This is a genomic window from Heyndrickxia sp. MSNUG, assembly GCF_049532715.1.
Classification (GTDB): Bacteria; Bacillota; Bacilli; order Bacillales; family Cytobacillaceae; genus Mesobacillus.
The window spans coordinates 4,221,758-4,246,080 of the sequence record NZ_CP150978.1; the positions used below are offsets into that span (position 1 = coordinate 4,221,758).

The 24,323-nt window shown below is 45.6% G+C and carries 27 protein-coding genes; 9 read left to right on the top strand and 18 right to left on the bottom strand.

All coding sequences use genetic code 11. From position 1 onward, the window contains the following. Nucleotides 1-207: 207 nt before the first annotated feature. From hisIE to AABM38_RS21385, 8 genes are all read right to left on the bottom strand, one after another. Complete coding sequence (gene hisIE / locus AABM38_RS21350) at nt 208-855, bottom strand: bifunctional phosphoribosyl-AMP cyclohydrolase/phosphoribosyl-ATP diphosphatase HisIE (RefSeq protein WP_423408169.1); 648 nt, start codon at nt 853-855, stop codon at nt 208-210. Next, on the bottom strand, nt 852-1,610 hold the full coding sequence (hisF, locus tag AABM38_RS21355) for an imidazole glycerol phosphate synthase subunit HisF (protein ID WP_423408170.1): 759 nt from the start codon (nt 1,608-1,610) through the stop codon (nt 852-854). Before hisF ends, hisIE begins: the two co-directional genes overlap by 4 nt. Then, complete coding sequence (gene hisA, locus AABM38_RS21360; RefSeq protein ID WP_423408171.1) at nt 1,610-2,341, bottom strand: 1-(5-phosphoribosyl)-5-[(5-phosphoribosylamino)methylideneamino]imidazole-4-carboxamide isomerase; 732 nt, start codon at nt 2,339-2,341, stop codon at nt 1,610-1,612. The genes hisF and hisA overlap by 1 nt, the downstream gene beginning before the upstream one ends. Beyond that, entirely contained in the window at nt 2,338-2,979 is a 642-nt protein-coding gene (gene hisH / locus AABM38_RS21365; RefSeq protein ID WP_423408172.1) for an imidazole glycerol phosphate synthase subunit HisH, read from the bottom strand. The genes hisA and hisH overlap by 4 nt, the downstream gene beginning before the upstream one ends. A 98-nt stretch (nt 2,980-3,077) precedes the next feature. Next, nucleotides 3,078-3,665 carry an imidazoleglycerol-phosphate dehydratase HisB gene (gene hisB, locus AABM38_RS21370; RefSeq protein ID WP_423408173.1) on the bottom strand — a complete coding sequence of 196 codons (588 nt, stop codon included), beginning with the start codon at nt 3,663-3,665 and terminating at the stop codon, nt 3,078-3,080. A gap of 750 nt (nt 3,666-4,415) precedes the next feature. Beyond that, complete coding sequence (gene hisD / locus AABM38_RS21375) at nt 4,416-5,681, bottom strand: histidinol dehydrogenase (protein ID WP_423408174.1); 1,266 nt, start codon at nt 5,679-5,681, stop codon at nt 4,416-4,418. A gap of 64 nt (nt 5,682-5,745) precedes the next feature. Continuing rightward, nucleotides 5,746-6,369: an ATP phosphoribosyltransferase gene (gene hisG, locus AABM38_RS21380; RefSeq protein WP_423408175.1), complete on the bottom strand. Its 624-nt coding sequence runs from the start codon at nt 6,367-6,369 to the stop codon at nt 5,746-5,748. Beyond that, nucleotides 6,366-7,550, bottom strand: coding sequence for an ATP phosphoribosyltransferase regulatory subunit (locus tag AABM38_RS21385; protein WP_423408176.1), 1,185 nt, complete (start codon nt 7,548-7,550; stop codon nt 6,366-6,368). Before AABM38_RS21385 ends, hisG begins: the two co-directional genes overlap by 4 nt. Nucleotides 7,551-8,189: 639 nt before the next feature. Here AABM38_RS21385 and AABM38_RS21390 point away from each other — a divergent pair. After that, on the top strand, nt 8,190-8,747 hold the full coding sequence (locus AABM38_RS21390; protein WP_423408177.1) for an HAD hydrolase-like protein: 558 nt from the start codon (nt 8,190-8,192) through the stop codon (nt 8,745-8,747). Between the two features lie 70 nt (nt 8,748-8,817). Here the strand turns inward: AABM38_RS21390 and AABM38_RS21395 are convergent, their stop codons facing one another. The 6 genes from AABM38_RS21395 to hprK all read right to left on the bottom strand — a co-directional run bounded on the left by AABM38_RS21395 (nt 8,818) and on the right by hprK (nt 13,458). Continuing rightward, nucleotides 8,818-9,147, bottom strand: a complete 330-nt coding sequence (locus AABM38_RS21395) for a hypothetical protein (protein ID WP_423408178.1) — start codon at nt 9,145-9,147, stop codon at nt 8,818-8,820. Nucleotides 9,148-9,300: 153 nt separating this feature from the next. Beyond that, a complete protein-coding gene (locus AABM38_RS21400; protein ID WP_423408179.1) occupies nt 9,301-9,840 on the bottom strand; it encodes an acyltransferase in 540 nt (179 codons plus the stop codon). 1 nt (nt 9,841) lies between these two features. Further along, nucleotides 9,842-10,486, bottom strand: coding sequence for a pyrophosphatase PpaX (ppaX, locus tag AABM38_RS21405; RefSeq protein ID WP_423408180.1), 645 nt, complete (start codon nt 10,484-10,486; stop codon nt 9,842-9,844). Continuing rightward, nucleotides 10,476-11,420, bottom strand: a complete 945-nt coding sequence (locus tag AABM38_RS21410) for a nucleoside recognition domain-containing protein (protein ID WP_423408181.1) — start codon at nt 11,418-11,420, stop codon at nt 10,476-10,478. Before AABM38_RS21410 ends, ppaX begins: the two co-directional genes overlap by 11 nt. 150 nt (nt 11,421-11,570) lie before the next feature. Further along, on the bottom strand, nt 11,571-12,389 hold the full coding sequence (lgt, locus tag AABM38_RS21415; protein ID WP_423408182.1) for a prolipoprotein diacylglyceryl transferase: 819 nt from the start codon (nt 12,387-12,389) through the stop codon (nt 11,571-11,573). A gap of 133 nt (nt 12,390-12,522) precedes the next feature. After that, on the bottom strand, nt 12,523-13,458 hold the full coding sequence (gene hprK, locus AABM38_RS21420) for an HPr(Ser) kinase/phosphatase (RefSeq protein WP_423408183.1): 936 nt from the start codon (nt 13,456-13,458) through the stop codon (nt 12,523-12,525). Nucleotides 13,459-13,881: 423 nt separating this feature from the next. Between hprK and AABM38_RS21425 the strand changes: the two genes are divergently transcribed. The 8 genes from AABM38_RS21425 to AABM38_RS21460 all read left to right on the top strand — a co-directional run bounded on the left by AABM38_RS21425 (nt 13,882) and on the right by AABM38_RS21460 (nt 21,961). Next, nucleotides 13,882-15,255, top strand: coding sequence for a PTS transporter subunit EIIC (locus AABM38_RS21425; protein WP_423408184.1), 1,374 nt, complete (start codon nt 13,882-13,884; stop codon nt 15,253-15,255). A 328-nt stretch (nt 15,256-15,583) separates the two neighbouring features. Continuing rightward, complete coding sequence (locus AABM38_RS21430; RefSeq protein WP_423408185.1) at nt 15,584-16,651, top strand: DUF871 domain-containing protein; 1,068 nt, start codon at nt 15,584-15,586, stop codon at nt 16,649-16,651. 1 nt (nt 16,652) lies between these two features. Further along, nucleotides 16,653-17,567 (top strand): N-acetylmuramic acid 6-phosphate etherase, encoded by a 915-nt coding sequence (murQ, locus tag AABM38_RS21435; RefSeq protein ID WP_423408186.1) that lies wholly within the window; start codon nt 16,653-16,655, stop codon nt 17,565-17,567. A gap of 263 nt (nt 17,568-17,830) precedes the next feature. Then, nucleotides 17,831-19,012 carry an N-acetylglucosamine-6-phosphate deacetylase gene (nagA, locus tag AABM38_RS21440; RefSeq protein ID WP_423408187.1) on the top strand — a complete coding sequence of 394 codons (1,182 nt, stop codon included), beginning with the start codon at nt 17,831-17,833 and terminating at the stop codon, nt 19,010-19,012. A 33-nt stretch (nt 19,013-19,045) separates the two neighbouring features. Further along, on the top strand, nt 19,046-19,771 hold the full coding sequence (gene nagB / locus AABM38_RS21445) for a glucosamine-6-phosphate deaminase (RefSeq protein ID WP_423408188.1): 726 nt from the start codon (nt 19,046-19,048) through the stop codon (nt 19,769-19,771). A gap of 71 nt (nt 19,772-19,842) precedes the next feature. Then, nucleotides 19,843-20,568, top strand: a complete 726-nt coding sequence (locus AABM38_RS21450) for a GntR family transcriptional regulator (RefSeq protein ID WP_423408189.1) — start codon at nt 19,843-19,845, stop codon at nt 20,566-20,568. A gap of 319 nt (nt 20,569-20,887) precedes the next feature. Continuing rightward, a complete protein-coding gene (locus AABM38_RS21455) occupies nt 20,888-21,115 on the top strand; it encodes a DUF2164 family protein (RefSeq protein ID WP_423408190.1) in 228 nt (75 codons plus the stop codon). 102 nt (nt 21,116-21,217) lie between these two features. Beyond that, nucleotides 21,218-21,961 (top strand): N-acetylmuramoyl-L-alanine amidase, encoded by a 744-nt coding sequence (locus AABM38_RS21460; RefSeq protein WP_423408191.1) that lies wholly within the window; start codon nt 21,218-21,220, stop codon nt 21,959-21,961. 82 nt (nt 21,962-22,043) lie between these two features. Here the strand turns inward: AABM38_RS21460 and AABM38_RS21465 are convergent, their stop codons facing one another. Genes AABM38_RS21465 through AABM38_RS21480 form a run of 4 tightly spaced genes read right to left on the bottom strand, consistent with a single transcriptional unit; the run spans nt 22,044 to nt 24,053 of the window. After that, nucleotides 22,044-22,400: a phage holin family protein gene (locus AABM38_RS21465; RefSeq protein ID WP_423408192.1), complete on the bottom strand. Its 357-nt coding sequence runs from the start codon at nt 22,398-22,400 to the stop codon at nt 22,044-22,046. A 2-nt stretch (nt 22,401-22,402) separates the two neighbouring features. Next, a complete protein-coding gene (locus AABM38_RS21470; protein ID WP_335374746.1) occupies nt 22,403-22,594 on the bottom strand; it encodes a PspC domain-containing protein in 192 nt (63 codons plus the stop codon). A gap of 13 nt (nt 22,595-22,607) precedes the next feature. Further along, nucleotides 22,608-23,717: a DUF4097 family beta strand repeat-containing protein gene (locus AABM38_RS21475; protein ID WP_423408193.1), complete on the bottom strand. Its 1,110-nt coding sequence runs from the start codon at nt 23,715-23,717 to the stop codon at nt 22,608-22,610. A 12-nt stretch (nt 23,718-23,729) separates the two neighbouring features. Next, nucleotides 23,730-24,053, bottom strand: a complete 324-nt coding sequence (locus tag AABM38_RS21480; protein WP_423408194.1) for a DUF4870 domain-containing protein — start codon at nt 24,051-24,053, stop codon at nt 23,730-23,732. Between the last annotated feature and the right edge of the window lie 270 nt (nt 24,054-24,323).

Here is a 24,323-nt window from a genome sequence, read left to right on the forward strand (position 1 = left end):
TTCGGGAAACAGCCATTAACTAATGTAGTATAACATACGGACAGAGCTTAAGAGAAGATGATGATTGGAAATTGTAGTGGTGGGACTGGGGAAATATGGATCGCTGGGGGATGTATTGGAGGACTCCTCACTTCACCCGACTTATCAATTCTGAAACCTGCATTCCAGCGCATGACTTCTTCACCTAAAAGAAAAACCCCGCGCAATTTACTCTTCTGCGCTGGGTTTCTTCCTCTTATTCAAAACTTCAAGAACGTTTTTAAGCGGCAGTTTTTGCTCCTGCAGGAGGACCAATAGGTGGTAAAGCAAATCGGCTGCTTCCCACTTGAGTTCTTCTGGGTCGCGGTTCTTTGCGGCGATGATGACTTCTGCGGCTTCTTCGCCTACTTTTTTCAGGATTTTATCGACGCCTTTGTCAAACAAGTATGTTGTATAAGCGCCCTCTGGCATATCGCGCTCACGTTCACGGATTGTTTTTTCAAGCTCGAGCATGACTGCGAAATCGCTCAATATGGCAGTTTTTGTCGAACCCTCATCTTTTAGCAAGCTTTCTGAAAAACAGCCCACCGCTCCTGTATGGCAAGCAGGGCCTGCTGGCTCTACGAGTACAACTAGTGCATCGCCATCACAGTCATATTTGATCTCAAGGATCTTCTGAGTGTTTCCGCTTGTGCCGCCTTTGTGCCAGAGCTCTTGGCGGGAACGGCTGTAAAACCAGGTTTCACGGGTTTCCAAAGATTTTTCGAGCGATTCTTTGCTCATATAGGCCACTGTCAGCACTTCACGTGTTAACGCATCCTGGACAACAGCAGGAATCAAGCCGCTGGCGTCAAATTTTAATTCTTCTATATTCATCTTACAGTCACTCCTTCTTCGCGAAGATGAGATTTCACTTCTTTTACAGATGTTTCGCGATAGTGGAAAATCGATGCGGCCAAGGCTGCGTCTGCTTTTCCTTCTTTAAAAGCGTCCACAAAATGCTCCGCGTTCCCTGCCCCGCCGGAAGCGATAACTGGAACCGTTACTGCTTCACTGACAGCACGTGTTAGTGAAAGGTCAAAGCCCTGCTTCTCTCCATCACTGTCCATGCTCGTCAACAGGATTTCACCTGCTCCAAGCCTGACTGCTTCGCGCGCCCACTCAATGACTTCCAGTTCAGTTGGAGTGCGGCCGCCGTGCGTGTACACTCGCCATGAACCAAGCTCCGGATCGTATTTTGCATCAATGGCAACGACAATGCATTGGGACCCGAAGAAAGCTGAACCCTCTGCGATTAATCCAGGATTGTTTACAGCGGCAGTGTTCAACGATACCTTGTCTGCTCCTGAACGAAGCATTCTTTTCATATCCTCGAGCGTGTTGATGCCCCCGCCGACTGTAAAAGGAATGGCCAGCTCCGACGCTACTTCTTTTACGACCTCAACCATCGTTTTGCGGCCTTCAACGGAAGCAGATATATCAAGGAAAACAAGTTCATCGGCACCCTGCTCATCATAAAATCGGGCCAGCTCCACCGGGTCGCCGGCGTCGCGAAGCTGGACAAACTGGACACCCTTTACGACACGGCCATTTTTCACATCAAGGCATGGAATGATTCTTTTGCTAAGCATTATTCATTCCCCACTTCCAGGGCAGATTTTACTGAGAAGCGTCCTTCGTAAAATGCTTTGCCGACGATTGCCCCGCTGACTCCATCTGACCGCAATTCTTTCAAGGCTTTCAAATCGTCCAGCGAGCTGACACCGCCTGAAGCGATGACACTTTTTCCTGTTTCTATCGCAAGCTGGCGAGTCGCTTCTACATTAGGTCCTGCAAGAGTTCCATCTGTTGCGATATCGGTAAAAATAAACGTCTCCGCCCCAGCCTCTGCGAATCTTTTTCCGAGTTCAACAGCGGTTACTTCAGATGTAGTAAGCCAGCCGTGGGTAGCAACGAGGCCATTTTTCGCATCAAGGCCGATGGCTATTCGGGATCCATATTTCTTTACCATTTCTTCAGCAAACTCAGGATTCGAAACAGCGATGCTGCCAATAATGACTCTGGCAACGCCATTTTCCAGGTAATGATTGATATCGTATTCGGTGCGGATGCCGCCGCCGATCTGCACTTTGACTCCAAGTTCCTGCGCAGCCTTGATGACAAATTCATCGTTGACCCTTTTGCCATCCTTCGCGCCGTCCAGGTCAACCATATGGATCCACTCTGCGCCTTCACCGGCAAATTTCTTGGCCATTTTGAAAGGAGAGTCCCCATATACGGTTTCCTTCTCATAGTCGCCCTGCAAAAGACGGACACATTTCCCGCCGCGCATGTCTATCGCTGGATAGATGGTGAATTTCATAGCTTAGCCTTCCTTTCTGCCGCAAGCTCGGTAAAATTCCTGAGCAGCCCCATTCCCATTTCACTGCTTTTTTCAGGATGGAATTGCATGCCGAATATATTCCCTCTGCCTACGATGGCAGGTACTTCTACATCATAGTAGTCACCGACCGCAACAAGCACGTCAGGATCGGCGGCTTTTACATAATAGGAATGCACAAAGTAAACGTAGTCTTCTGCAATCCCATTAAATAACGGTGACTCTCCGGTAAAACGAAGCTTGTTCCAGCCCATATGCGGAACTTTATAGGACTCACCCTTGGATGTCTTTCCGCTGAATCGCTCCACTTTTCCTGGCAGCAAGCTGAGGCCCTTTGTCAGTCCGTTCTCCGTGCTTTCTTCAAACAACAGCTGCATGCCGAGGCATATTCCGAGCACAGGCTTTCCGGTAGCAGCGAAGTCACGGATCGTTCGTGTCAAACCGGTACGATTCAAGGCTTCCATCGCATCACGGAATGAGCCTACCCCTGGAACCAGCAAGGCATCTGCCTCCATCAGTCCGTCCTTAAATTGTGAAATAAAATAAGGCGTATCCAGCCGTTCTAGCGCTTTGCTGACACTGAATAAATTGCCCATGCCGTAATCAACGATGCCAATCATGGTTTAACTTCCTTTCCTGTGCAGGTACTCGCATTTGATCAAGTTTTCGAACTGAAACGTCAGACTTTAGACGCCATGCCTATGCTTGCTAATGCTTTTCACAGCATTCCTTTTGTGGAAGGAACACCTTTTACTCTCGGGTCGATTGTCGTCGCTTCATCCAGCGCGCGGCCCAATGCTTTAAAGACTGCTTCAATCATATGGTGCGTATTTTTACCGTAGTGGACGACAACATGCAGGTTCATTCTTGCTTCAAGTGCGAGTTTCCATAGGAATTCATGGACAAGCTCAACATCAAAGGTTCCAACCTGCTGTGCCGGGAATTCCGCACGCATCTCGAGGTGAGGACGGTTGCTTAAGTCAATGACAACCTGTGCCAGCGCTTCATCCATCGGAACAAATGCATTCCCGTAGCGTTTGATTCCCTTTTTATCACCAAGCGCCTCACGCAACGCCTGTCCGATGCAAATCCCGATATCTTCTGTTGTGTGGTGTCCATCGACCTCTACATCGCCTTTTGCATCAACGGAAAGGTCAAACTGTCCATGCTTCGCAAATAGATCAAGCATATGGGACAGGAATGGCACTCCTGTTTCGAGCGAGGTTTTCCCTTCGCCATCGACGCCAAAACTCAGGTCGATTTTCGTTTCGTTCGTATAGCGGTTTACCGTTGAGGTTCTTTCCATTGTTGTTACCTCCGTTTATTCTTGTAAAATTGTCGTTCTCATATAAAGAGGCATCCTGAGTATATTCATACGGACAGCTTTGACCTCACGCATGCTGGACCTGTCCGAATACCACTCTCATTCGGACAGCTTTCGCCCAACGCCTGCTGGACCTGTTCGAATACCTCTCTCTTTCGGACAGCTTTCGCCCAACGCACACGGGACCTGTCCGAATACCTCTCTCTTTCGGACAGCTTTCACCCCACGTCTGCCGGACCTGTCCAAATACCTCTCTCTTTCGGACAGCTTTCGCCCAACGCACACTGAACCTGTCCGAATACCTCACTCTTTCGGACAGCTTTCACCCCACGTCTGCTGAACCTGGCCGAATACCTCACTCTTTCGGACAGCTTTCACCTCACGCATGCTGGACCTGGCCGAATACCACTCTCTTTCGGACAGCTTTCGCCCAACACACACTGGACCTGTCCGAATACCTCTCTCTTTCGGACAGCTTTCACCCCACGTCTGCCGGACCTGTCCAAATACCTCTCTCTTTCGGACAGCTTTCGCCCAACGCACACTGGACCTGTCCGAATACCTCACTCTTTCGGACAGCTTTCACCCCACGTCTGCTGGACCTGTCCGAATACCACTCTCATTCGGACAGCTTTCTCGCAATTCAAATTTGAACTGTTCAAACAATAAGAGCACTTTCATGTAAAACTTCTACCTAAATCCAAAGATGCTATATATTTTGTTCCCTTAAAATTATTTCACCCTTGTTTCGACTGCTCTCGCATGGGCTTCCAGTCCTTCAAGCCTTGCAAACTCGGCTATTTTTGCACCGTTTTCTTTCATTGCTTTTTCACTGTAGAGGATGATGCTTGATTTCTTTTGGAAATCCTCGACGCTTAACGGGCTTGAGAAACGGGCTGTCCCGTTTGTTGGCAGGACGTGATTGGGGCCCGCGAAGTAGTCGCCGACAGGTTCGGAGCTGTATCTGCCAAGGAAAATCGCGCCCGCGTGCTTTATTTTACCGAGCAATTCAATCGCGTTTTCTGTTACGATTTCAAGATGCTCTGGTGCAAGCTGGTTGATCGCGCCGATAGCTTCATCCATATCTGAAGCTACATAGATGGCTCCGTAGTCTTTAATTGCTGCCTCTGCTATTTCTTTTCTTGGCAATTGGGCCAGCTGTCTTTCGACTTCCGTTTGTACATCTTCCGCAAGTGAGGGTGATGTCGTTACTAAAATTGCGCATGCTCTAGGATCGTGCTCTGCCTGAGAAAGCAAATCGGCTGCAACTTCTTCTGCAGAAGCTGTGTCATCAGCTAAAATACCAATTTCACTTGGTCCGGCGATCATATCAATCGCCACATCACCGAAAACCTCCCGCTTAGCAAGAGCAACAAAGATGTTGCCTGGACCAGTGATCTTATCGACCGGCTTAATCGTTTCGGTTCCATATGCAAGAGCTGCGATTGCCTGTGCACCGCCGATTTTATAGATTTCTTTTACCCCGGCAATATCAGCAGCAACCAATACACCGGCTGGGAGTTTGCCGTCACGGTCTGGGGGAGATACCATGACAATCCGTTCCACTCCGGCTGTTTTCGCGGGAATGACATTCATCAATACAGATGACGGATATGCCGCTGTTCCACCAGGGACATAGACGCCTACAGAATCAAGCGGTGTTACCTTCTGGCCAAGCATTGTCCCGTTTTCTTCCGTCGTCATCCATGACGGACGCAATTGTTTTTCATGGTATGTCCGGATATTCGCAGCTGCTTCAGTTATGATATCAACAAGCTTCTGGCTCACCGATTTGTAGGCTTCTGCAATTTCGTCCTGAGTCACTAGAAAGTCATCAAGTGAAACCGAATCGAATTTTTCAGTAAACGCTTTGACGGCCTGATCGCCTGTTTTACGTACTGCAGCGATAATCTCCTGGACAGCCATGCGCTGCTCTTCTGTCCCGCCATCGACCGTTCTTTTCAGCGAGATGCCCTCATCTATTTGTAAAATTTTCATTAAAAATCAATCCTTTCACAATCCAGGGAGATTGCAACTTCAACTATCCAGTATTATTCAGCAATTAAATCACTTCGTTAAGCCGTCTGATCAAGTCGCTGATGCGTTCATCCTTGATTCGGTAGCTGACTGGATTCACGATCAGCCTTGAGGTTACTGTTGTGATGGTTTCATATTCAACAAGGCCATTTTCCTTCAATGTTCTTCCCGTTGAAACGATATCGACAATCCTGTCTGCAAGGCCAATCAATGGCGCAAGCTCGATTGAGCCATTCAATTTGATGATTTCGACCTGCTCGCCCTGTTCCCGGAAATAGGCAGCCGCGATGTTTGGATATTTTGTTGCGATTTTCGGTGCGACGTCATTCATTTTTGTATCCGGAAGTCCTGCAACTGCAAGATAGCAGCCGCTGATTTTCAAATCCAGCAGCTCGTATACATCCCGTTCTTCTTCAAGCAGTACATCCTTTCCTGCAATGCCGAGGTCGGCGACTCCGTGTTCCACATATGTAGCGACATCCATCGGCTTGGCTAAAATGAACCTGAAATTTTCATTTTCAACATCGATGATCAGTTTTCTTGAATCATCAAATTCAGGAGGCAGTTCAAAGCCTGCGCGTCTTAGCAGTTCGGCTGCTTCTTCAAAAATCCGGCCTTTTGGCATGGCGATTGTCAATTGATCGCTCATTCCATCGCCCCCTTTTCCGCTTTCCCAATGAGGAAGACTACATCTGAGAATGTGTCGGAGCATGTATCCAGATTGCGGACCGTGCTAATGTCCTGCAAAACGATTCTTTCGCCATCTTCACGACGTTTTGAAGCGAGCTGGTAGGCTTCCCTTCGACGCTCCGGACTGAAAAGAATGCACGTAACCGGTTCCGGCTTCCCTAAATCACTAAGGCTTTCAAGCAGGCGGTCAAGTCGTATCGCAAAACCAGTTGCCCCTGTGGATTTGCCGAATTTCTCGAGAAGCCTGTCATAACGGCCCCCATTGCCGATCGGGAATCCGACCATTCCGGCGTATACTTCAAATAAAATGCCTGTATAGTAGCTCATATGGCTGACAATCGTTAAATCGAATTTGATGCGGTCACTTTCGCCGAAATCTGCAATGACATCCCAAAGCAAGGATAGTTCATCAATCGCAGCCTTCCCTTTTCCATTCTCAATCAGCTCGGAAGCTTTTCCGATTACTTCTGGACCGCCTCGAAGTTCGAGGAATGCCAGCAGACGCTGAGTATCAATCGATGACAGCGGCAATGATTTTACATGTTCACGGTAGCCAACATAATTTTTTTCATATAAAAATTTCGTCAATTCCCTGGCGCGGCCTTCAGTTCCAAGAATCTGGACAAACAGCTCATTTACGAAGCCGACATGTCCGACAGACAGCTGGAACTGTTCGAGGCCCGCTTTTTTCAAAGAAGAAATGGCAAGAGCGATCATCTCGCCATCTGCACTGACTGAGTCATCACCGATGCACTCTACTCCGATTTGTTCGAATTCCGCTGGCCTGCCTCCTTCACGCTGCTGGGCGCGGAAAACATTTGCCGAGTAGGCTAGTCTTAAAGGTACATGGTCATTAAACAGCTTGGATGCCGCAACCCTCGCAATCGGCGCCGTCATATCTGGACGAAGCACTAATGTGTGGCCCTGCTGATCCAATAATTTGAACAGCTGCTGATCAAGGATGGCCGAAGCGTTCCCGACTGTTTCGTAATATTCAAGCGTCGGAGTTTCAATGAATTGAAATCCCCAGTGCTTCATTTCTTTTTCAATCGATCCGCGGACCTTATCCTTCGCTTCGTGCAGTTCAGGAAGTGTATCCCTCATGCCAAGCGGCTTTTCAAACATGAACAATCTGCTCATCGCATTCACCCTCTTCGTTGCTGGTGTTTTTTTATCTATACCCAAAAGGAAAGTAGTTTAATTAAATTATCAAAATCCTTTAGTTCGCTAATATGGTAACAAGATGAAGTTATATGTAGTTTACAATTCATTTTAGTATCCGTCAACCATAAGCTCTTCATTAAAAAAGAATTGGTTCTTGTTGATCGGTTTGGATTTTGGTACATCTATTCGTCTTTGTTTTCATTTGAAATAGGAATGCCTTATAGTAAGGGAAGGACAACATTAAATGAGGACTTTGTGAGGCTGGCGAACACTCCTAGTAAGCAAGTGCCAGTAGTGGAAATCAACGGTTACGGTCAACTGAGCCTTATAAAAAGAACTCTGTTAAAGCTGAAGGTGAATTTTTAAACATGTTGATTGTAGTGGAAGGCGCGTAGACTCCTCCGAAAATGCTAACGCCTTTTCATCGTGCGTGGGCACATTCAAGGAAGCTATTCAGTGTCCTGCGGGCGTAGCTGGACAGGTGAGACCCCGCAGGAGCGAAGCGACGAGGAGGCTCAGCGCCAGCCCCGCGGAAAGCGAAGCGCCTGGAACGAAAATCAACAGACTCGATTAACAGAACCTTAAAAAGGGGCAAACGTAAAGGAGGCTGTCAGCATGAAAATTCTCTGGGATTTGGATGGAACGATTCTTGATACGTGGCCTACACTAGTAGAAGCATTCACGATTATCGCAGATCAAGAATTGCTGTATGAAGAGGTTCTTCCCCACTTAAAATATGGGAGTGCGTATGAGTATTATGGGGTAGATAAAAATATGGTTAAGGAATTTAGGGAAGTCGAGCGAACCTTGCACCATGACCGAAAGCCGCTTTTTCCATATGTGAAAGATGTTCTGTCGGGAGCGGATTTCAATGTGCTTGTCACGCACCGGAACCGGCGTTCTACAGAAGAACTGCTGGACCACTGGGATCTCAGCAAATATTTCGCGGAAGTCATTTGTCCTGCAGATGACGGTTACTCGTTAAAGCCCGACATTCACGCGTATCAATATCTTCATGAGCGATATCAACTGGATCTTGCGGTAGGCGACCAAAAGACAGACTTGATTCCAGCGAAAAAAATCGGCTTGAGGACATGCTCTTTCCGGGAACGGAATGAGTATGCGGATTACCTTATTAACTGCTATTCGGAATTTCCGTATGAGTTAAAATAGGCATAAAAATAGCGAAGCGGTCGTAAAAACCGTTTCGCTATTTTTATAGTGGTATTTGCCAGTAAAATGATTAATCCCCACGAAAAATACTCATATAATATTCAAAGTTTCCAGCTTCGGACCAGGAAGCAGGGTCTAATTTTATTAACATGTACGCGTATAAGATATAAGAGAAAACTAAGATAATATACTTTCCTAGTTTATTTGTAACAGGCTTCAAAACTGCGGACCACAGAAAATAGATTCCAATAGGAAAACCAATGACAATAATCGGCAGTGATACGATGCCAATCAGAAAATAAAACATCGCAACCGAGAGTAGATAAGCCATGACGAAACCAACACAAGCCGCTAAAAATAATAAAACATAATTCAAATAGCTTTTTGCAGTAATGCTCATAAGGCCAGGCTCCTTTCATTAAAATCTATGTAGGGAAGGTTCAGATGCAGACTGCTTATGTATAACTGGCTTCCTTGCATTATTACAAAACATCCTATTGTTGCGGGCAAGCACTTTTCCTCAAAAATAGCGAAACGGAATTTCCCGTTTCGCTCATTTTTTTACAGCCTGTCCATAAATTTCGTCATCCGCCCAGCGTTTTTCGAGTTCTTCCTTTGTGTAGATGACGCGCATTGGATTTCCGCCGACAAAAGTGCCAGGAGGGACATCCTTATGGACGAGAGTACCGGCTGATACAATCGCCCCATCACCTATTGTGATGCCAGGCATGATGGTCGAATTGGCGCCGATCATGACCTCGCTGCCGATGTTCACATCACCGAGGCGGTATTCCTTGATTAAGTACTCGTGCGCGAGGATGGTCGTGTTATATCCAATCACTGTATTGCGGCCGACGCTGATTTTTTCCGGAAACATGACGTCCAGCATGACCATCAGCGCGAACGATGTCTGGTCACCGACCTTCATTCTTAATAAATGGCGGTACAGCCAGTTTTTCATTCCGAGGAACGGAGTATAACGCGCAACTTGGATGACGATGAAATTTTTCACTACCTTCCAAAATGGAACGGTTTTATAAACATGCCAGAGAGAATTGGCGCCTTCAACACGATATCGCGTCGTCTTCCTCATCTTACACCCCGAGAATCGGCAGGATATCAGCCATTTTATCTAAAATGTAATCTGGCTTGTATTGTTCTAGATGTTCTCTTCCTTTTATCGACCATGAAACACCAATCGTTTTCGTACCGGCATTTTTTCCGCCCAGGATATCGTGGTGGTTATCACCGACCATGACGGCCCTTTCAGGAGATGAGCCTAATAATTCCAATGCTTTTAACAGAGGTTCAGGATCAGGCTTTGGATTTTTAACATGATCAAGAGCAACAATCACTTCGAAAAATTCATCCAGCCCTGTCAGCTTCAATCCCATCGCAACTACGTCAGACCGTTTAGTTGTTACGATCCCTAAATGGAAGCCGTTCTCTTTTAAAGTCCTGACGGTTTCGTACACACCCTCAAACTCTTTTACCAAAAGGTCGTGGTTTGCAAGATTATACGTACGGTAAGTTGTAATCATTTCTTCGTAACCCTCAGGATTCATCGGCTCGAAGGTTTCCTGCAGCGACGGCCCTAAAAACGGCAGGACATCCGCACGCTGATATTGGCCTGGATAATAATGTTCCATCGTATGAAGGAAGGATGAAACAATCAATTCGTTTGTATCAATCAATGTCCCATCTAAATCGAACAGGACGGTGTCTATTTTATTGCTCATATACTGCTTCCTTTCTTTTTGCAAGATCTGCGCGGTTCCAGATAAAAGCTACTGTAACGGTCAATAATACGGCCACTCCGAGACGAATGAATAATAGAGGCAGCACTGGAATTCCGAGCGGGACAAAAATCAATGTATCTTCAACGACAGCGTGGCAGGCAACGAGGAAGATGAAGGCAATCGTAACATCCTTTTTGCTTACCCCATCCTCCTGAACTGCCTGGATCATCACGCCTGCTCCATATGCCAGACCAATCAGCAGGCCGGCAGCAAGGGTGGTCGAAGTGTTTTCCTTCATGCCAAGTGCTCTTGTCACAGGTGCCATCCACCTGGAGAACACTGCGAGCCATTGCCTGTCTTTCATGATTTGGACAACAACCATGAGCGGTATGACGATAATCGCCAGCTGGAAGATGCCGATTCCTGCTTTTGTCACACTTTCGAGTAAAATTGGACCCACACCTGTTACGGTCTCTGTTTTTGAAGGAATCATTCCGTATTTGGCGATTTCGGATCCACCGTTCCAGATCAGATTAATCACGGCTGCTGAAGTAATCGCTAGCCCGAACCGGACAAGGAGGATGACCCAGAGCTTGACGCCAACTTTGAGACCCACTCCTGATTCAACAAGCATGTTATGGGAGAAGCTCAGCATCACGGCAATGATGAAGACTTCTTTTACCGATAAATCAAGTGTCAATATGGCTCCGATGGCAGCGTACAGATTAAGAAAATTTCCAATGACAAGTGGAATCGCCGCATCCCCTGACAAACCGATAAGAGACATCATCGGTGTGATCAGATCAATCACCCACGGCAGCACAGGGGTGTATTGAAGGATTGAAACGATCAAAGTGACAGGGAAAATGACTTTCCCCAGTGCCCAGGTCGTCTTCAAGCCCACCATTAATCCATTTTTCAATGATGAAACCATCGAAGCATCTCTCCCGTTTATTCAGCCTTTTTTTATAAGGTCTCTATACATTTTATTTTATTAATGCGGCATGACTTTTATCAGCTGATAATCCTTGTTACGGATTAAGGACAATTAGTATGACTTAGCTAGGATGCTATTGTTTGAATGTTAATTTTGACTTTCTAAATACCGGACCTTTGAATATCCCTTTACTCTCCTGAAAATCCATAAGCCGATCGCCAGCAGGACGAGGGCGATTGAGATCATCTGTGCCATCCTTAGTGTATCTGTCAGCATCAGGCTGTCGGTACGCATTCCTTCGACAAAGAAGCGGCCGATCGAATACCAGATAATATAGCTGAGGAAAATTTCCCCGCGCCCAAGATTGACTCTGCGCAAAGACATCAGCAGAACAAAGCCTAAGATGTTCCAGATGGATTCGTATAAAAATGTCGGATGATAATAGGTTCCGTTAATGTACATTTGGTTGATGATGAACTCTGGGAGGTGCAGGTTTTCCAAGAATGCTCTGCTCACTTCCCCGCCGTGGGCTTCCTGGTTCATGAAATTTCCCCAGCGCCCGATTGCCTGGCCAAGAATCAAGCTTGGTGCTGCAATATCGGCAAGCTTCCAGAAGGATACGCCTCTGGCTCTTGTGAAAAAGTAGGTGGTTGCAACCGCACCGATTAAGGCTCCATGGATGGCGATTCCGCCATTCCAGATCTTCGGAATCTCTGCCGGGTACTGACTGTAGTACTCCCATTCAAAAATTACATAATAAAGTCTGGCTGAAATAATCGCGATTGGAATCGCCCATAGCATCAAATCAGCAAAAATATCCTTCGGCAAGCCGCGCTTTTCCCCTTCACGCATCGCAAGCCATAACGCAATCGCAATTCCCGTCCCAATGATCACGCCATACCAGTGCACCTGGATCGGACCAAGCGAAAAAGCAATCGGATCAATCGGCTGAATATTCTTCTCCATATCATTTCCCCTTTTTCTCTATTAAAGTATTCGCACTTTAGCTCTTTAAAGCATTGGGGGTCAGACCCCCACCGCTTTAACGCTTTGCTGTACCGGGGGTCTGACCCCCAGCGCGTTAATGCGCTAAATTGGATTAGTTTTCGTCGTGGTCTCCGTCTTCGATGACGTCCGATAGTCTGTTTGTGAATTGTTCGGCTGCGTTGACGCCCATCCTCTTCAGCCTGAAGTTCATTGCTGCGACTTCAATGATGACGGCAAGGTTTCGGCCTGGCCGGACTGGGATGGTCAGCTTGGTTACGTCTGTGTCGATGATTTTCATGGTTTCTTCATCCAGTCCAAGTCTGTCGTAAGACTTCTTTTGGTCCCAGATTTCCAGGTTGATAATGAGGGTAATCCGTTTGTGGCTTCGCACAGCTCCTGCCCCAAACAGAGTCATCACATTGAGAATACCCAGACCGCGAATCTCAAGGAGATGCTCAATCAATTCCGGTGAGTTCCCGACAAGGGTTCCGATGTCCTCCTGGCGGATCTCGACGCAATCATCCGCAACAAGGCGATGGCCTCTTTTAACCAACTCCAGTGCCGTTTCACTTTTTCCGACGCCGCTCTTGCCCGTGATCAGCACACCAATCCCATAAATATCGACAAGTACGCCATGTACGGCAGTTGTCGGTGCTAGTTTACTCTCAAGATAGTTGGTCAGATGGCTGGAAAACCTAGTTGTTTTTTGCTTCGTTCTCATAACAGGCACCGATTCGCGCTCGGCCGCTTCAATCAATTCTGGCGGCACTTCCATGTCACGTGTAACAATGATACCCGGTGTGATATCCGTACACAGCTTTTCCATCCGGAAAGCTTTGTCCCGAGGGTCCAATTTTTCAAAGAACGACAACTCTGTTTTTCCGAGAAGCTGCAGCCGTTCGGCAGGGTAATATTCGAAATATCCAGCGATCTCTAGTCCTGGTCTTGATATATCAGTGGTCGTAATCGGTCGGTTGATGCCTTCTTCTCCACTAACCAGTTCCATATCAAACTTTTTTATAATGTCTTTAGTACGGACTTTTGACAAAGAAGTTCCTCCTTTATAGAACAATTAATTGCTAGTAAAATTCTCATATGATAACAATACTTTTTATTTTAGCACTTTTTCATTAATAACCAAATATAAGGTCGCAAAAATCAGAATGTGGTGTTTTCTTATTTTTCATTTTGGCTGTGTTAAACTTGTCAGTTGATTTCCGCTCCAGGCGCTTCGCTTTCCGCTCCAATCAACAGGTGCTAAAAAATCAACATTGTACTTGAACACAGCCTTCATTTTTAAATTAGATTTCTCACTGGTATGAACCTTTTAACTTAATCCTAATACCAACTGATAAATATTATTAAAAAAGGTATAGACAACTATACGTGTCCTTGTTATCATCAAGTTGTAAGCGAATTCATTTTTGAACTTATACTTTCCATTACATTTATTTATTAAGGGGGAAACACCATGCGTAATGAAGAACGCCTGGCAAGAGAGATACTTGAGCAGCTTGGCGGCTCAGACAATGTTGCAGATGTCGCTTCATGTATGACCCGCCTGCGCGTCAAGCCGGCAGATTACAGCAAAGTAAATGTGGCTGGCATCAAGAAAATTGATGGCGTGCTCGGTGTCGTTGAAGAAGAAACATTGCAGATTATCCTTGGGCCTGGAATTGTCACTAAAGTCGCGAACGAAGTTTCTGAGATTACTGGAAAGTCTGCTAGTCTTGTAGACGAAGACGATCCGAATCCTTTCGAAGGGCTTGCTGGCCGCACGAAGGATGATCTTAACAAAAAGAACGCCACTCCGTTCAAATTATTCTTAAGAAGAATCGCAAGTATCTTTATTCCACTGATTCCTGCGATTGTCGCTTCAGGTTTGATTGCCGGTATCACGAACGTGATCGTCCGTGCAGGTGCTGACCCTGAATCTGCGATTGTTCAAGTTCTTAACCTGATTGGCTGGGGAATCTTCGGCTACCTTGGTGTATTCGTCGGTATCAATACGGCCCGTGAATTTGGAGGCTCGCCTGCATTAGGTGGTGCAGCCGGTATCCTGATCATCAACCCGGGACTTGCGAACATTACATTATTTGGTGAAGCACTCGTTCCTGGACGAGGCGGTTTAATTGGCGTTATGCTTGCAGCTGTGTTTATTGCATTCCTTGAAAAACGAATCCGTAAATTCGTTCCGTCATCACTGGATATTATCATTACTCCTACACTGTCATTATTGATTACAGGTGTTGCCACATTATTTGTACTTCAGCCTGTCGGCGGTTTCATTTCTGACCTGATCACAAAAGGCTTGCTTGGTTTGATTGATATGGGTGGAATCTTCGCAGGATTAATTCTTGCCGGTACATTCCTGCCGCTTGTTGTTACTGGTTTGCACCAGGGCTTAACTCCGGTGCACATGGAATTGATCAATTCAATCGGCGATGACCCGCTTCTGCCAATCCTTGCAATGGGTGGCGCTGGCCAGGTAGGTGCGGCGTTCGCGATCTACTTCAAAACAAAGAACGAACGCTTGAAAAAGGTCATCAAAGGCGGACTTCCAGTTGGGATGCTTGGAATCGGCGAACCGCTGATTTTCGGGGTTACCCTTCCGCTTGGCCGTCCATTCATCACAGCATGTCTTGGCGCAGCCGTCGGCGGTGCTTTCCAGGCATTCTTTAAAATCGCAACGATCGCAATCGGAGTTTCCGGAATCCCTCTTGCTTTCCTTGTCCATACGCACCAAATCCTGCTTTATCTTCTTGGCCTTTTAGTAGCCTATGTGTTCGGATTCATCTTCACATGGACGTTTGGCTTCAAGGATGAAATGGCAAAGGATATTTAATAGGAAGTGAAAAGCTCTGGTACTTTGTTAAGCAACTACAAGTGCCAAAGCTCGACAAATAAGAAAAGCGTAAGCGCCTTGGTCAGCCCCGACAAGCGCTGGAGGTCCGACCGGTGAAGTCGCTTTTTGACTTCATTGGGCGGACCGAAGCGACTCGAGGGGCTAGGCGCTGAAGCTGGACATTTCTCGAAGTGAATTTTATACATTCTTATTTTAAAAGAAAAAAGGAGGAGAGTTGCTTTCCTCCTTTCTTCTATTCTATCAGGGTATTTTCCTGAATTTTTTTAAAACTAAATTGTGAATACTGTAACTTATTGGAGGGTTTTCATTGCTGGGAATATCCGTTTATTTAAATAAAGATCGCATGGAACAAAATGCAGCCTGGATTGAAAAAGCTGCTGGGTATGGGTTGAAGTCCATTTTCACCTCCCTCCATATCCCTGAAGATAACCCTGCTGATTATAAGGAACTTTTACAGGAACTCGGAACCCTGGCTAAGCAGCATCACATGGAGCTGATGGCCGATGTCTCCCCTCGGTCACTTAGCTTTCTAGGGCTTGACTGGGACACGTACGAAAAATTGGTCGAATGGGGTCTTGCCGGCATTAGGGCCGATTATGGTTTTACGACAGAACAAATCGTAGAACTGTCGCAAAAAATGAAAATTGGCATCAATGCGAGTACGGTAACAAAAGAGGAGCTTTTATCATGGATTGAAGCTGGGTTAAAGGCTGAAAACGTGGAAGCATGGCATAATTTTTACCCGAGGCCTGAAACCGGATTGAACAAGTCCTTCCTGATTGAAAGAAATTTGATGTTCCTTGAGATGGGCATCACAACGATGGCATTCGTTCCCGGGGACAAGGATTTGCGCGGACCTATTTTTGCTGGCCTTCCTACACTTGAGGAGCATCGCGGTCAATTGCCTCATGTTGCCGCTGCAGAGCTGAAGTATTCATGTTTTACCGATAAAATCCTGATTGGCGACCACTCAGTATCTGATGAACAGTTGGAATTGCTCACATTCCTCACAGAGGAGACCATCCCGCTTCGAGTTGAAGGCGGGAGCTTGCCGCAGCTAAAAGAATTCCTGGGCAAGCCGCTGACGAATAGAATGGACCCTGCACGAGATGTAGTCCGCGCGGTTGAATCACGCTCCTATGCGTTAAAAGGGGACAAGCAGCTCACACCTGAAAATCAGCTTGAAAGAATACGCGGTACTGTCACGATGGATAATCAGCTTTATGGACGGTACGCAGGCGAGTTACAGATCGCCGTGAATAACCTGCCTCGCGATGAGAAAGTTAATTGCATTGGAAAAGTCATTCAATCAGATCTTCCCCTGCTTGCAAACATCAAAGCGGGCCAAAAATTTCAATTTATTGTGAGGGATTAACATGAATATCACGAAACTGAATACAGAACAGCAAAATCCAAAAACAATGAATATCGACCTCATGTCTACAGAGGAAATTATCACGGTCATTAACCAGGAAGATACACTCGTTCCGAATGTGCTCGCAAGGCAGGTTCCGAACATTTCAGAGGTTGTCGATAAGATTGTCGCTGCTTTCAAACAGGGCGGCAGGCTGATATATGTCGGCGCTGGTACTTCCGGACGTCTCGGAATCATCGATGCTTCAGAATGCCCTCCTACCTACGGCACTGATCCGGGGATGGTCGTCGGAATCATCGCTGGCGGAAAAGAAGCCATGACGGAAGCGATTGAAGGCGTTGAGGATGACAAGCAGCAAGGCCAGACAGATATGGAAGAGATCTCACTTTCAGCGAAAGACGTCGTTGTCGGCATCGCCGCCAGCGGACGGACACCGTACACGATTGGCGCACTCGAATACGCCAAGCAGCTAGGTGCGGTAACGGTTTCGGTCGTTTGCAGCAAGGACTCCGAGATGGAACAAGTCTCTGACTATACGATTGCAGCAGTCGTTGGACCGGAAGTCATCACAGGTTCGACTCGAATGAAGGCTGGAACTGCACAGAAGCTCATTTTAAATATGCTATCTACTGCCTCCATGATTAAAATGGGCAAGGTTTACGGCAATCTGATGGTTGATGTCCAGATGACGAATGAAAAACTCCATAATCGTGCAGTGAATATCGTCAAAATGGCTACAGGAGCATCTGACGAGGAAGCAAGAGCGGCAATCAAGGAACAAAACTACCATACAAAAGCAGCAATCCTGCAAATCATAACTGGCTTGAAGGGCATCGAAGCGAAAAACCTTCTAGACAAACACGATGGATACCTGCGTGAAGCGATCAGCGAGCATTATAAAGGCAGCGCACAATAAAGCATTTAAAAATAGATGAAAAATTAAGAGGAATAGATACAAGAGTACAAATTTAAATCGTTTTAAATATTAAAAGTGAATCGACAAAAACCTTAAACAAACAGCGGAGAAATCCTCCGCTTTTTACCTGTATATACCATTATCAAGGTTATTATTTCTAGGTTAAACTGGTATAGACAACCAACGTGTTGTATTAGTATAATGATAGCATAGAGGGTATAAAGGAAAGCCGTAAAGTCAGCTCTCTACAGGAGTGATGAAGAATGAAGGATTTATTGCTTTTAAATGCAAGGGTTTTAACAGAAGAAGGATTGATTGATAAGGGATTTATATATATTAAGGATGGCAAAATCGCTGAAACAGGACAGGCTTCTGCCCTGCCGGCTGAATATCGCCATGTTGAGGTGTTAAAGTTACCTGAGAACAGCACGGTTGTACCGGGTTTTATTGACGTGCATATCCACGGAGCCGGCGGTGCAGATACAATGGATGCTACGACTGAAGCTTTGGATACAATGTCTTCGATCCTGCCTCAGGAAGGGACAACCAGCTTCCTGGCTACGACCATCACTCAGGATCAAGATGAAATTCTCAAAGCCTTAAGAAATGCTGCTGATTATATCAGCAATCATAATCATACCGGGAAAGCAGAAGTAATTGGCGTCCATCTGGAAGGTCCATTTATTAATGAAACTCGCAAAGGTGCACAGCCTGCTGATCATATCATCGCTCCAGATGTCGAGCTTTTCGCTAAAATGCAGGAAGCAGCTGATAATCATATACGTCTTGTGACACTTGCTCCGGAAAAAGAAAATGGCTATGAGTTTATCACGTATTTAGCTGAAAACGGTGTTATTGCTTCTATTGGCCATTCAGATGCCACGTACGAACAGATGGCTGAGGCGGTCAAAGCTGGTGCTACTCATGTTACCCACCTTTTCAACGGAATGCGAGGCATGCATCATCGCGATCCAGGAGTAGCAGGTGCGGCCTTACTTTTTAATGAGCTAAAAATTGAGATGATTGCCGATGGAATTCATGTTGTTCCAGAGATGATCGATTTATCGTTGCGGGCAAAGGGCACTGACGGTGTCATCCTGATCACCGACTCCATGCGGGCAAAATGCCTCAAGAACGGAACGTATGACCTTGGCGGGCAGGAAGTCAGTGTGGCCAACGGAAAGGCTCTTTTAGCTGATGGCACGCTTGCTGGAAGTATTTTAAAAATGAAAGATTCGCTGAAGAACATGATGAAATTCTCACATATCAGCCTTGAAGAAGCAGTAAAGCTTGCGAGTGAAAATCCCGCAAAGCAGCTCAAGATATTTGACAGAAAAGGAAGCATCGCTGAAGGCAAGGATGCTGACCTAGTCGTCCTCGATGAGAATCTTGATGTTTCGATCGCTTTTTGCCGCGGTGTGAATAGCTTTAAGCGTGATGCCTAAGTTAAAAAATTCATTTCAAATGAGGTGATGTCGTTGAAATTGATTAAAACAAGCACCTACGAAGCGCTCAGCCAAATGGCTGCGGCACAAATCATCTCCAAAATCCACGCAAACCCAAGGCTGAATCTTGGACTTGCGACAGGCAGTACTCCGACGGGTGTCTATAAAAGACTGATTCAAGATCATGAAGTAAATAAGACTTCTTATAAGCAAGTCAATTCATTCAACCTCGATGAATATATCGGCATTTCTAAAAAAGACCATAACAGTTATCACTATTTCATGTGTGAGAATTTGTTCGATCACATCGACATCCCGATTGATCAAACGCATATCCCGGATGGCACTGCAGAGAATCTTGACGAGGAATGCAGACGGTACGAACAGTTCATCCAGGAGCATGGCGGCATTGATTTACAGATTCTTGGCATCGGTCAGAACGGGCATATTGGCTTTAACGAGCCTGGCACCTCCTTCACCAGCAGGACCCATATTATCAACCTCGCGGAAAGCACGCGCAAGGCAAACTCGAGGTTTTTTGAATCACTTGAAGATGTCCCAACACAAGCAATCACAATGGGAATCGCATCCATTATGGAAAGCAAGGAAATCTTCCTGCTTGTATCCGGAGACTCCAAAGCAGAAGCACTGGCACGGTTAGTGAATGGTGAAGTCAGTGAACAATTCCCTGCCTCTGTTTTAAAAAATCACAAAAACGTAACTATTTTTGCCGATAAAGAAGCGTCAGCATTACTTTAACACACTCCCATAGCTGACAACGGGAGTTCTCTCCCTTCAGGAAATTCTGTATGTAGTCAGGAGAATAGCCAATGATCGATAAGAATTCACCTATACCAATTTACCATCAGCTCGAAGAGTATATAAAAGCGCAAATAGACAGCGGTGAGCTGCAGCCTGATGAAACCATTCCGTCTGAACGCGTCTATGCTGATATGTTCCAAATCAGCAGGATGACAATCAGGCAGGCACTGACCAATCTGGTAAACGACGGATACTTGTACCGCCAAAAAGGCAGAGGAACCTTTGTTAACAAAAAGAAGGTCGAACAGCGTCTGCAAGGGCTGACGAGCTTTACCGAAGATATGCGTGAACGGGGATTCAATCCAGGCAGCAAGCTGATTTCATTTGAGATCATTCCGGCAGGCCGGGAAATTGCCGACCGCCTGAAGCTGAACGAAAACACCCCTGTATATGAAATCAAACGTGTGCGTCTTGCGGACAATGTCCCGATGGCTCTTGAAACGACATATCTTCCGGCAAACCTGGTTAAAGGATTGACGGAGGACATCATCAATCAATCACTCTATCAGTATATCGAGGAAAAATTGAACCTTGTTATTCATGAAGCCACCCAGCAAATCGAAGCTTCCAATGCCAAGGACCAGGAGCTCCGCCTTCTGGAAATCGAAAAGGGCTCCCCCATCTTGTTGATCCTAAGAACTTCAACTTTAAAGGATGGAACCCCTTTCGAATTCGTAAAATCTGCCTATCGCGCAGATCGTTACAAATTCGTTCATACCATGCAGCGGTCATAATCGTCATGGAGCTGGGACTGAAATGGCTAGTAACCTATCAGTTCCAGCTCCTTTTCTGTCGTTACAAACGATGAATAGAGTCGAAACATTATTTAAACCATCTTATTTCCACGGAAATAATCGAACCATCCCCCAGAACAATGTCGAATGCCAAGTTCACTTCACCCCATCACCGCATTACTCCCCTGGGGGTCTGACCCCCGGCGCTTTAACGCGGTACATTACTGGGGGTCTGACCCCCAGTGCGGTGATGCGGTGAATTCTTTTTGTGATTAGGCTACAATGTGGGTATGTACTTATTTGAGGGGGTTGTTTTTGTATGCTTAAGAATTTTCGGATGGATGATGATGCTAAGCGTGTGATGATAGAGGAGATTAAGGGTTATTTCCTTGATGAACGGGGTGAGGAGCTTGGTGATCTGGCTGCACTCTTGATGCTTGAGTTTTTTGCTGATAAGCTGGCACCTCAGTTTTATAATTTGGGGATCCAGGATGCACATGAGTTTATGGCCCAGCGGCTTGAGGATATTTTTGAACTGAATAAATAGGCTTGTACATTATTATTCGTTCTTTCAGGGGATCTCACTATGTCCTTTTCCCAGCTTTTTTCATATATATACTGTTGAGGAAATCTTTTATCGGAAGGTGTGATGATTGTTATGAAGATCATGCTTGATGCTGGGCATGGCTACAACACCCCGGGTAAGCGAAGTCCTGATGGAATGAGGGAATATGAATTTAGCAGAGCAGTGGCCAACTATGCCAGGCAATTGCTGGTGAATTATAAAAATGTCACCGTTTATTTTTCTCATTCTGACCAGGAAGATGTGTCATTGCGTGAGAGGACGGATAAGGCGAATCGTCTGGACGTGGATATATTTGTTTCCATACATGCCAATGCATATGGCAGCGGCGGATGGAACAATACTGGCGGTATCGAAACCTATGTATATCCCACAAGACCTCCTTTGGCCTATGAGCTTGCTCAAAAAATCCAGCGAAATCTAGTACTCTCTACAGGATTGGAAAACCGAGGTGTAAAAACGGCTGATTTTCATGTTCTCCGGGAAACTAAAATGGATGCAGTACTTGCTGAATGCGGTTTTATGACAAATCAGGAAGAAGTCAAATTGCTTCGTTCAGAAACGTACCGAAAAACGGTTGCGGAAGCAATTGTGAAAGCTTTAGCCGATCAATTCAAACTGCAGCCAATATCAAAAGCTGCTCCATCCCTCGCTCCCGCTCCCACGAAGTCTCCTGCTCCAGCAACGAATAAAAGTGCTGGTGGACGCTATAAGGTTCAGGCTGGAGCATTTGACGACGAGCAGAATGCAAAAGAGCTGGCGGAAAGATTAAAGAAGGCTGGATTCGACGCCTATATTGATTCTGACTAAGCCTCCAAAATATCTCCGCATGTCAGGTGGAGATATACAAAAAGGCCGGCATATCAAAATGTGTGCCGGCCTTCCCTTTTTGTTATTTCTTTGAATCTTTAAGAACGGTATTCTGAATGATCAAGTTGGCCACTGACATGATGATCGCTGTCAATAGCGCCATTCCAAAACCTGCTATCTCGAATGAGGTCCCCATCAGGCTGTCGGTCAGCATTAACGTAATCGCATTAATGACAAACAGGAATAAACCAAGGCTAAGCACCGTTACCGGCAGCGTCAATATAATCAGAATAGGCTTAACTAATACATTCAGGATGGACAAGATAAAGCTGGCTCCGAGAGCTGCACCGAATCCTGATAAGTAAATCTCATTCTCAAAATAACCGGCAAGAGCCATGAATAGAATGGCATTTATGACAATACCGAGCAGCCATCTCATCTTTAATAGCCTTCCTTATTTGAAAGAACGAATACAAGCACTGAGTATAAAATAACCATCGGCATTATGCCTGTGCTGAATAAAAGAATGGCAAACAGGATTCTAAGGAGAGTTGCATTCATTCCAAAGGATTCGCTCAATCCGCCGATTACTCCTGCCAGCATTCTATTCGTCCGGGAACGATATAATTTCATTTCTAACACCTTCCTATTTTTCTAGATGGACTCCAGTCGTTTTTTTCACAGAAATGGAGCCCGTTTTTGTATCAGCATACAGCCTCACTGCATGCAGGCTGCCATCGGCAGGCTTGAAACGCAGCGTCTTTTGGACCATATCGCTTTTCTCTTCAACCACTTGAATTCCATCAAGCTCGATGCTGAAGCCTCCAAGGTTTGACTTCAGTTCACCAGTTGCCGGTGTTTTCTCCGGAAGGAACACATCGATGCTGCCTGTAGTCGCCTTAAGTTCGACACTCTCGCATTCCTGATTGAGTACGGTGCAAGTCAGGTTGCCATTGAATGACTGTAAATCCACCTGATTAAAGTATCCATCTGCTTTGATTGCCCCATTAATTGTTTCTGCTTCCAAATCCCTGATGGCACTTCTGTGAATCCCAATATGTCCATTCGCAGTTTCTGCTTCCAGCTTACCGCACTCCAAACCTTCAAGAAGCACTTTTCCATTCGCAGTCTTTGCGCGGCAATCCTTCACATTTAAGTTTTCACTCTGGATGGAACCGTTAAACAAGCGAATCCGGATATTTTCATATTCCTCTGCGGGAACATGGACTACAGCATCTACTTTCATCCATTTTTGCTGAATGGCAAAGCGAAGCTTCTGTCCCTCAATCGCAAAAACGGCATCCTCCAAGAATTTTCGGCGCGCCTCATCCTGGTTCTCAACCCGGTAAACCTTTGCGCTGCACTCGATACGGACATCCTTTTGCACCCATGGAACAATTTGGACCGAACCATTTGCCATGTCAATATCCACCTGGTTCAAATAAGCATCACCCTGCTGGAAGATATGGGTGATATCTACTGATGGCCCAAAGTTCAAATCAAGGTCAAGGTCCTTGATTTTTTTAAAAGCTGTATCGACAAAATCAAGAACCTTATCTTTGACCGAGTTAAATTTATAAGAACCAGGCTCTTCCTTCTTTGCTTCTTCAAATTTCACTGCTGTTGATAGGGCAGTTGTATTCCCCTCTGCTTTTGCATTGCCCTTTTCCAGTTCCTCGATTAAAAATAATGCTTCATCGACTGATATTTTCCCATCTTCAACAAGCTTTAAAATCCTTTTACGTTCTTCTTTCATTTTGCTTCCTCCTCAAAAATCACTCTTTGTATTGAGAACTTTTATTCCTTTAACTAAATTCCAGATCAGCACAATCAAACTCAAAACCACCATTAACATGGCACTCGAAAACATCATGACTGGAAACTCTCCCGCTCCTCTGGTGATTTCAAAATAAATCGATAACAGGATTAGTGGCAGTGGAATCAGGGGGATTAGATGAGATAATAAAGCTTTCTTCGCATGATGCTTAACCTCAAGGTCCTCAGACGCAAAGTATGCAACCAAGGGAAATAATATGCCAGCGAACATAATGCTAAAATAACACAAGGCAGACACGATACGTTTTGTATCCATCCTTTTCAACTCCTTAGCAATAAATACGCTAAAGAGCCCAAGAAGTTTCATTCCTTTGAGAAATAATTTCGACACATACTATTTAAAACCTTCAGACCATAAGAGATATTGATCATAATTTTGTGAAATCAGCACAAAAAATCCCACTATTTTCTTATATAAAATCATCTCCTAACATATTATTCTGTAATCATAGAGAAATATTACTGTAACATTTGTTAAAGTACATACGTCTGTTTATATGAAAATCATCTAAGAACAATCAGTGAG

Excerpts from the sequence above, each read along its gene's own strand:
- hisIE (WP_423408169.1), bottom strand. The coding sequence starts at position 855 with ATGAATATAGAAGAATTAAAATTTGACGCCAGCGGCTTGATTCCTGCT.
- hisF (WP_423408170.1), bottom strand. The coding sequence starts at position 1,610 with ATGCTTAGCAAAAGAATCATTCCATGCCTTGATGTGAAAAATGGCCGT.
- hisA (WP_423408171.1), bottom strand. The coding sequence starts at position 2,341 with ATGAAATTCACCATCTATCCAGCGATAGACATGCGCGGCGGGAAATGT.
- hisH (WP_423408172.1), bottom strand. The coding sequence starts at position 2,979 with ATGATTGGCATCGTTGATTACGGCATGGGCAATTTATTCAGTGTCAGC.
- hisB (WP_423408173.1), bottom strand. The coding sequence starts at position 3,665 with ATGGAAAGAACCTCAACGGTAAACCGCTATACGAACGAAACGAAAATC.
- hisD (WP_423408174.1), bottom strand. The coding sequence starts at position 5,681 with ATGAAAATTTTACAAATAGATGAGGGCATCTCGCTGAAAAGAACGGTC.
- hisG (WP_423408175.1), bottom strand. The coding sequence starts at position 6,369 with ATGAGCGATCAATTGACAATCGCCATGCCAAAAGGCCGGATTTTTGAA.
- AABM38_RS21385 (WP_423408176.1), bottom strand. The coding sequence starts at position 7,550 with ATGAGCAGATTGTTCATGTTTGAAAAGCCGCTTGGCATGAGGGATACA.
- AABM38_RS21390 (WP_423408177.1), top strand. The coding sequence starts at position 8,190 with ATGAAAATTCTCTGGGATTTGGATGGAACGATTCTTGATACGTGGCCT.
- AABM38_RS21395 (WP_423408178.1), bottom strand. The coding sequence starts at position 9,147 with ATGAGCATTACTGCAAAAAGCTATTTGAATTATGTTTTATTATTTTTA.
- AABM38_RS21400 (WP_423408179.1), bottom strand. The coding sequence starts at position 9,840 with ATGAGGAAGACGACGCGATATCGTGTTGAAGGCGCCAATTCTCTCTGG.
- ppaX (WP_423408180.1), bottom strand. The coding sequence starts at position 10,486 with ATGAGCAATAAAATAGACACCGTCCTGTTCGATTTAGATGGGACATTG.
- AABM38_RS21410 (WP_423408181.1), bottom strand. The coding sequence starts at position 11,420 with ATGGTTTCATCATTGAAAAATGGATTAATGGTGGGCTTGAAGACGACC.
- lgt (WP_423408182.1), bottom strand. The coding sequence starts at position 12,389 with ATGGAGAAGAATATTCAGCCGATTGATCCGATTGCTTTTTCGCTTGGT.
- AABM38_RS21425 (WP_423408184.1), top strand. The coding sequence starts at position 13,882 with ATGCGTAATGAAGAACGCCTGGCAAGAGAGATACTTGAGCAGCTTGGC.
- murQ (WP_423408186.1), top strand. The coding sequence starts at position 16,653 with ATGAATATCACGAAACTGAATACAGAACAGCAAAATCCAAAAACAATG.
- nagA (WP_423408187.1), top strand. The coding sequence starts at position 17,831 with ATGAAGGATTTATTGCTTTTAAATGCAAGGGTTTTAACAGAAGAAGGA.
- AABM38_RS21450 (WP_423408189.1), top strand. The coding sequence starts at position 19,843 with ATGATCGATAAGAATTCACCTATACCAATTTACCATCAGCTCGAAGAG.
- AABM38_RS21455 (WP_423408190.1), top strand. The coding sequence starts at position 20,888 with ATGCTTAAGAATTTTCGGATGGATGATGATGCTAAGCGTGTGATGATA.
- AABM38_RS21460 (WP_423408191.1), top strand. The coding sequence starts at position 21,218 with ATGATTGTTATGAAGATCATGCTTGATGCTGGGCATGGCTACAACACC.
- AABM38_RS21465 (WP_423408192.1), bottom strand. The coding sequence starts at position 22,400 with ATGAGATGGCTGCTCGGTATTGTCATAAATGCCATTCTATTCATGGCT.
- AABM38_RS21470 (WP_335374746.1), bottom strand. The coding sequence starts at position 22,594 with ATGAAATTATATCGTTCCCGGACGAATAGAATGCTGGCAGGAGTAATC.
- AABM38_RS21475 (WP_423408193.1), bottom strand. The coding sequence starts at position 23,717 with ATGAAAGAAGAACGTAAAAGGATTTTAAAGCTTGTTGAAGATGGGAAA.
- AABM38_RS21480 (WP_423408194.1), bottom strand. The coding sequence starts at position 24,053 with ATGGATACAAAACGTATCGTGTCTGCCTTGTGTTATTTTAGCATTATG.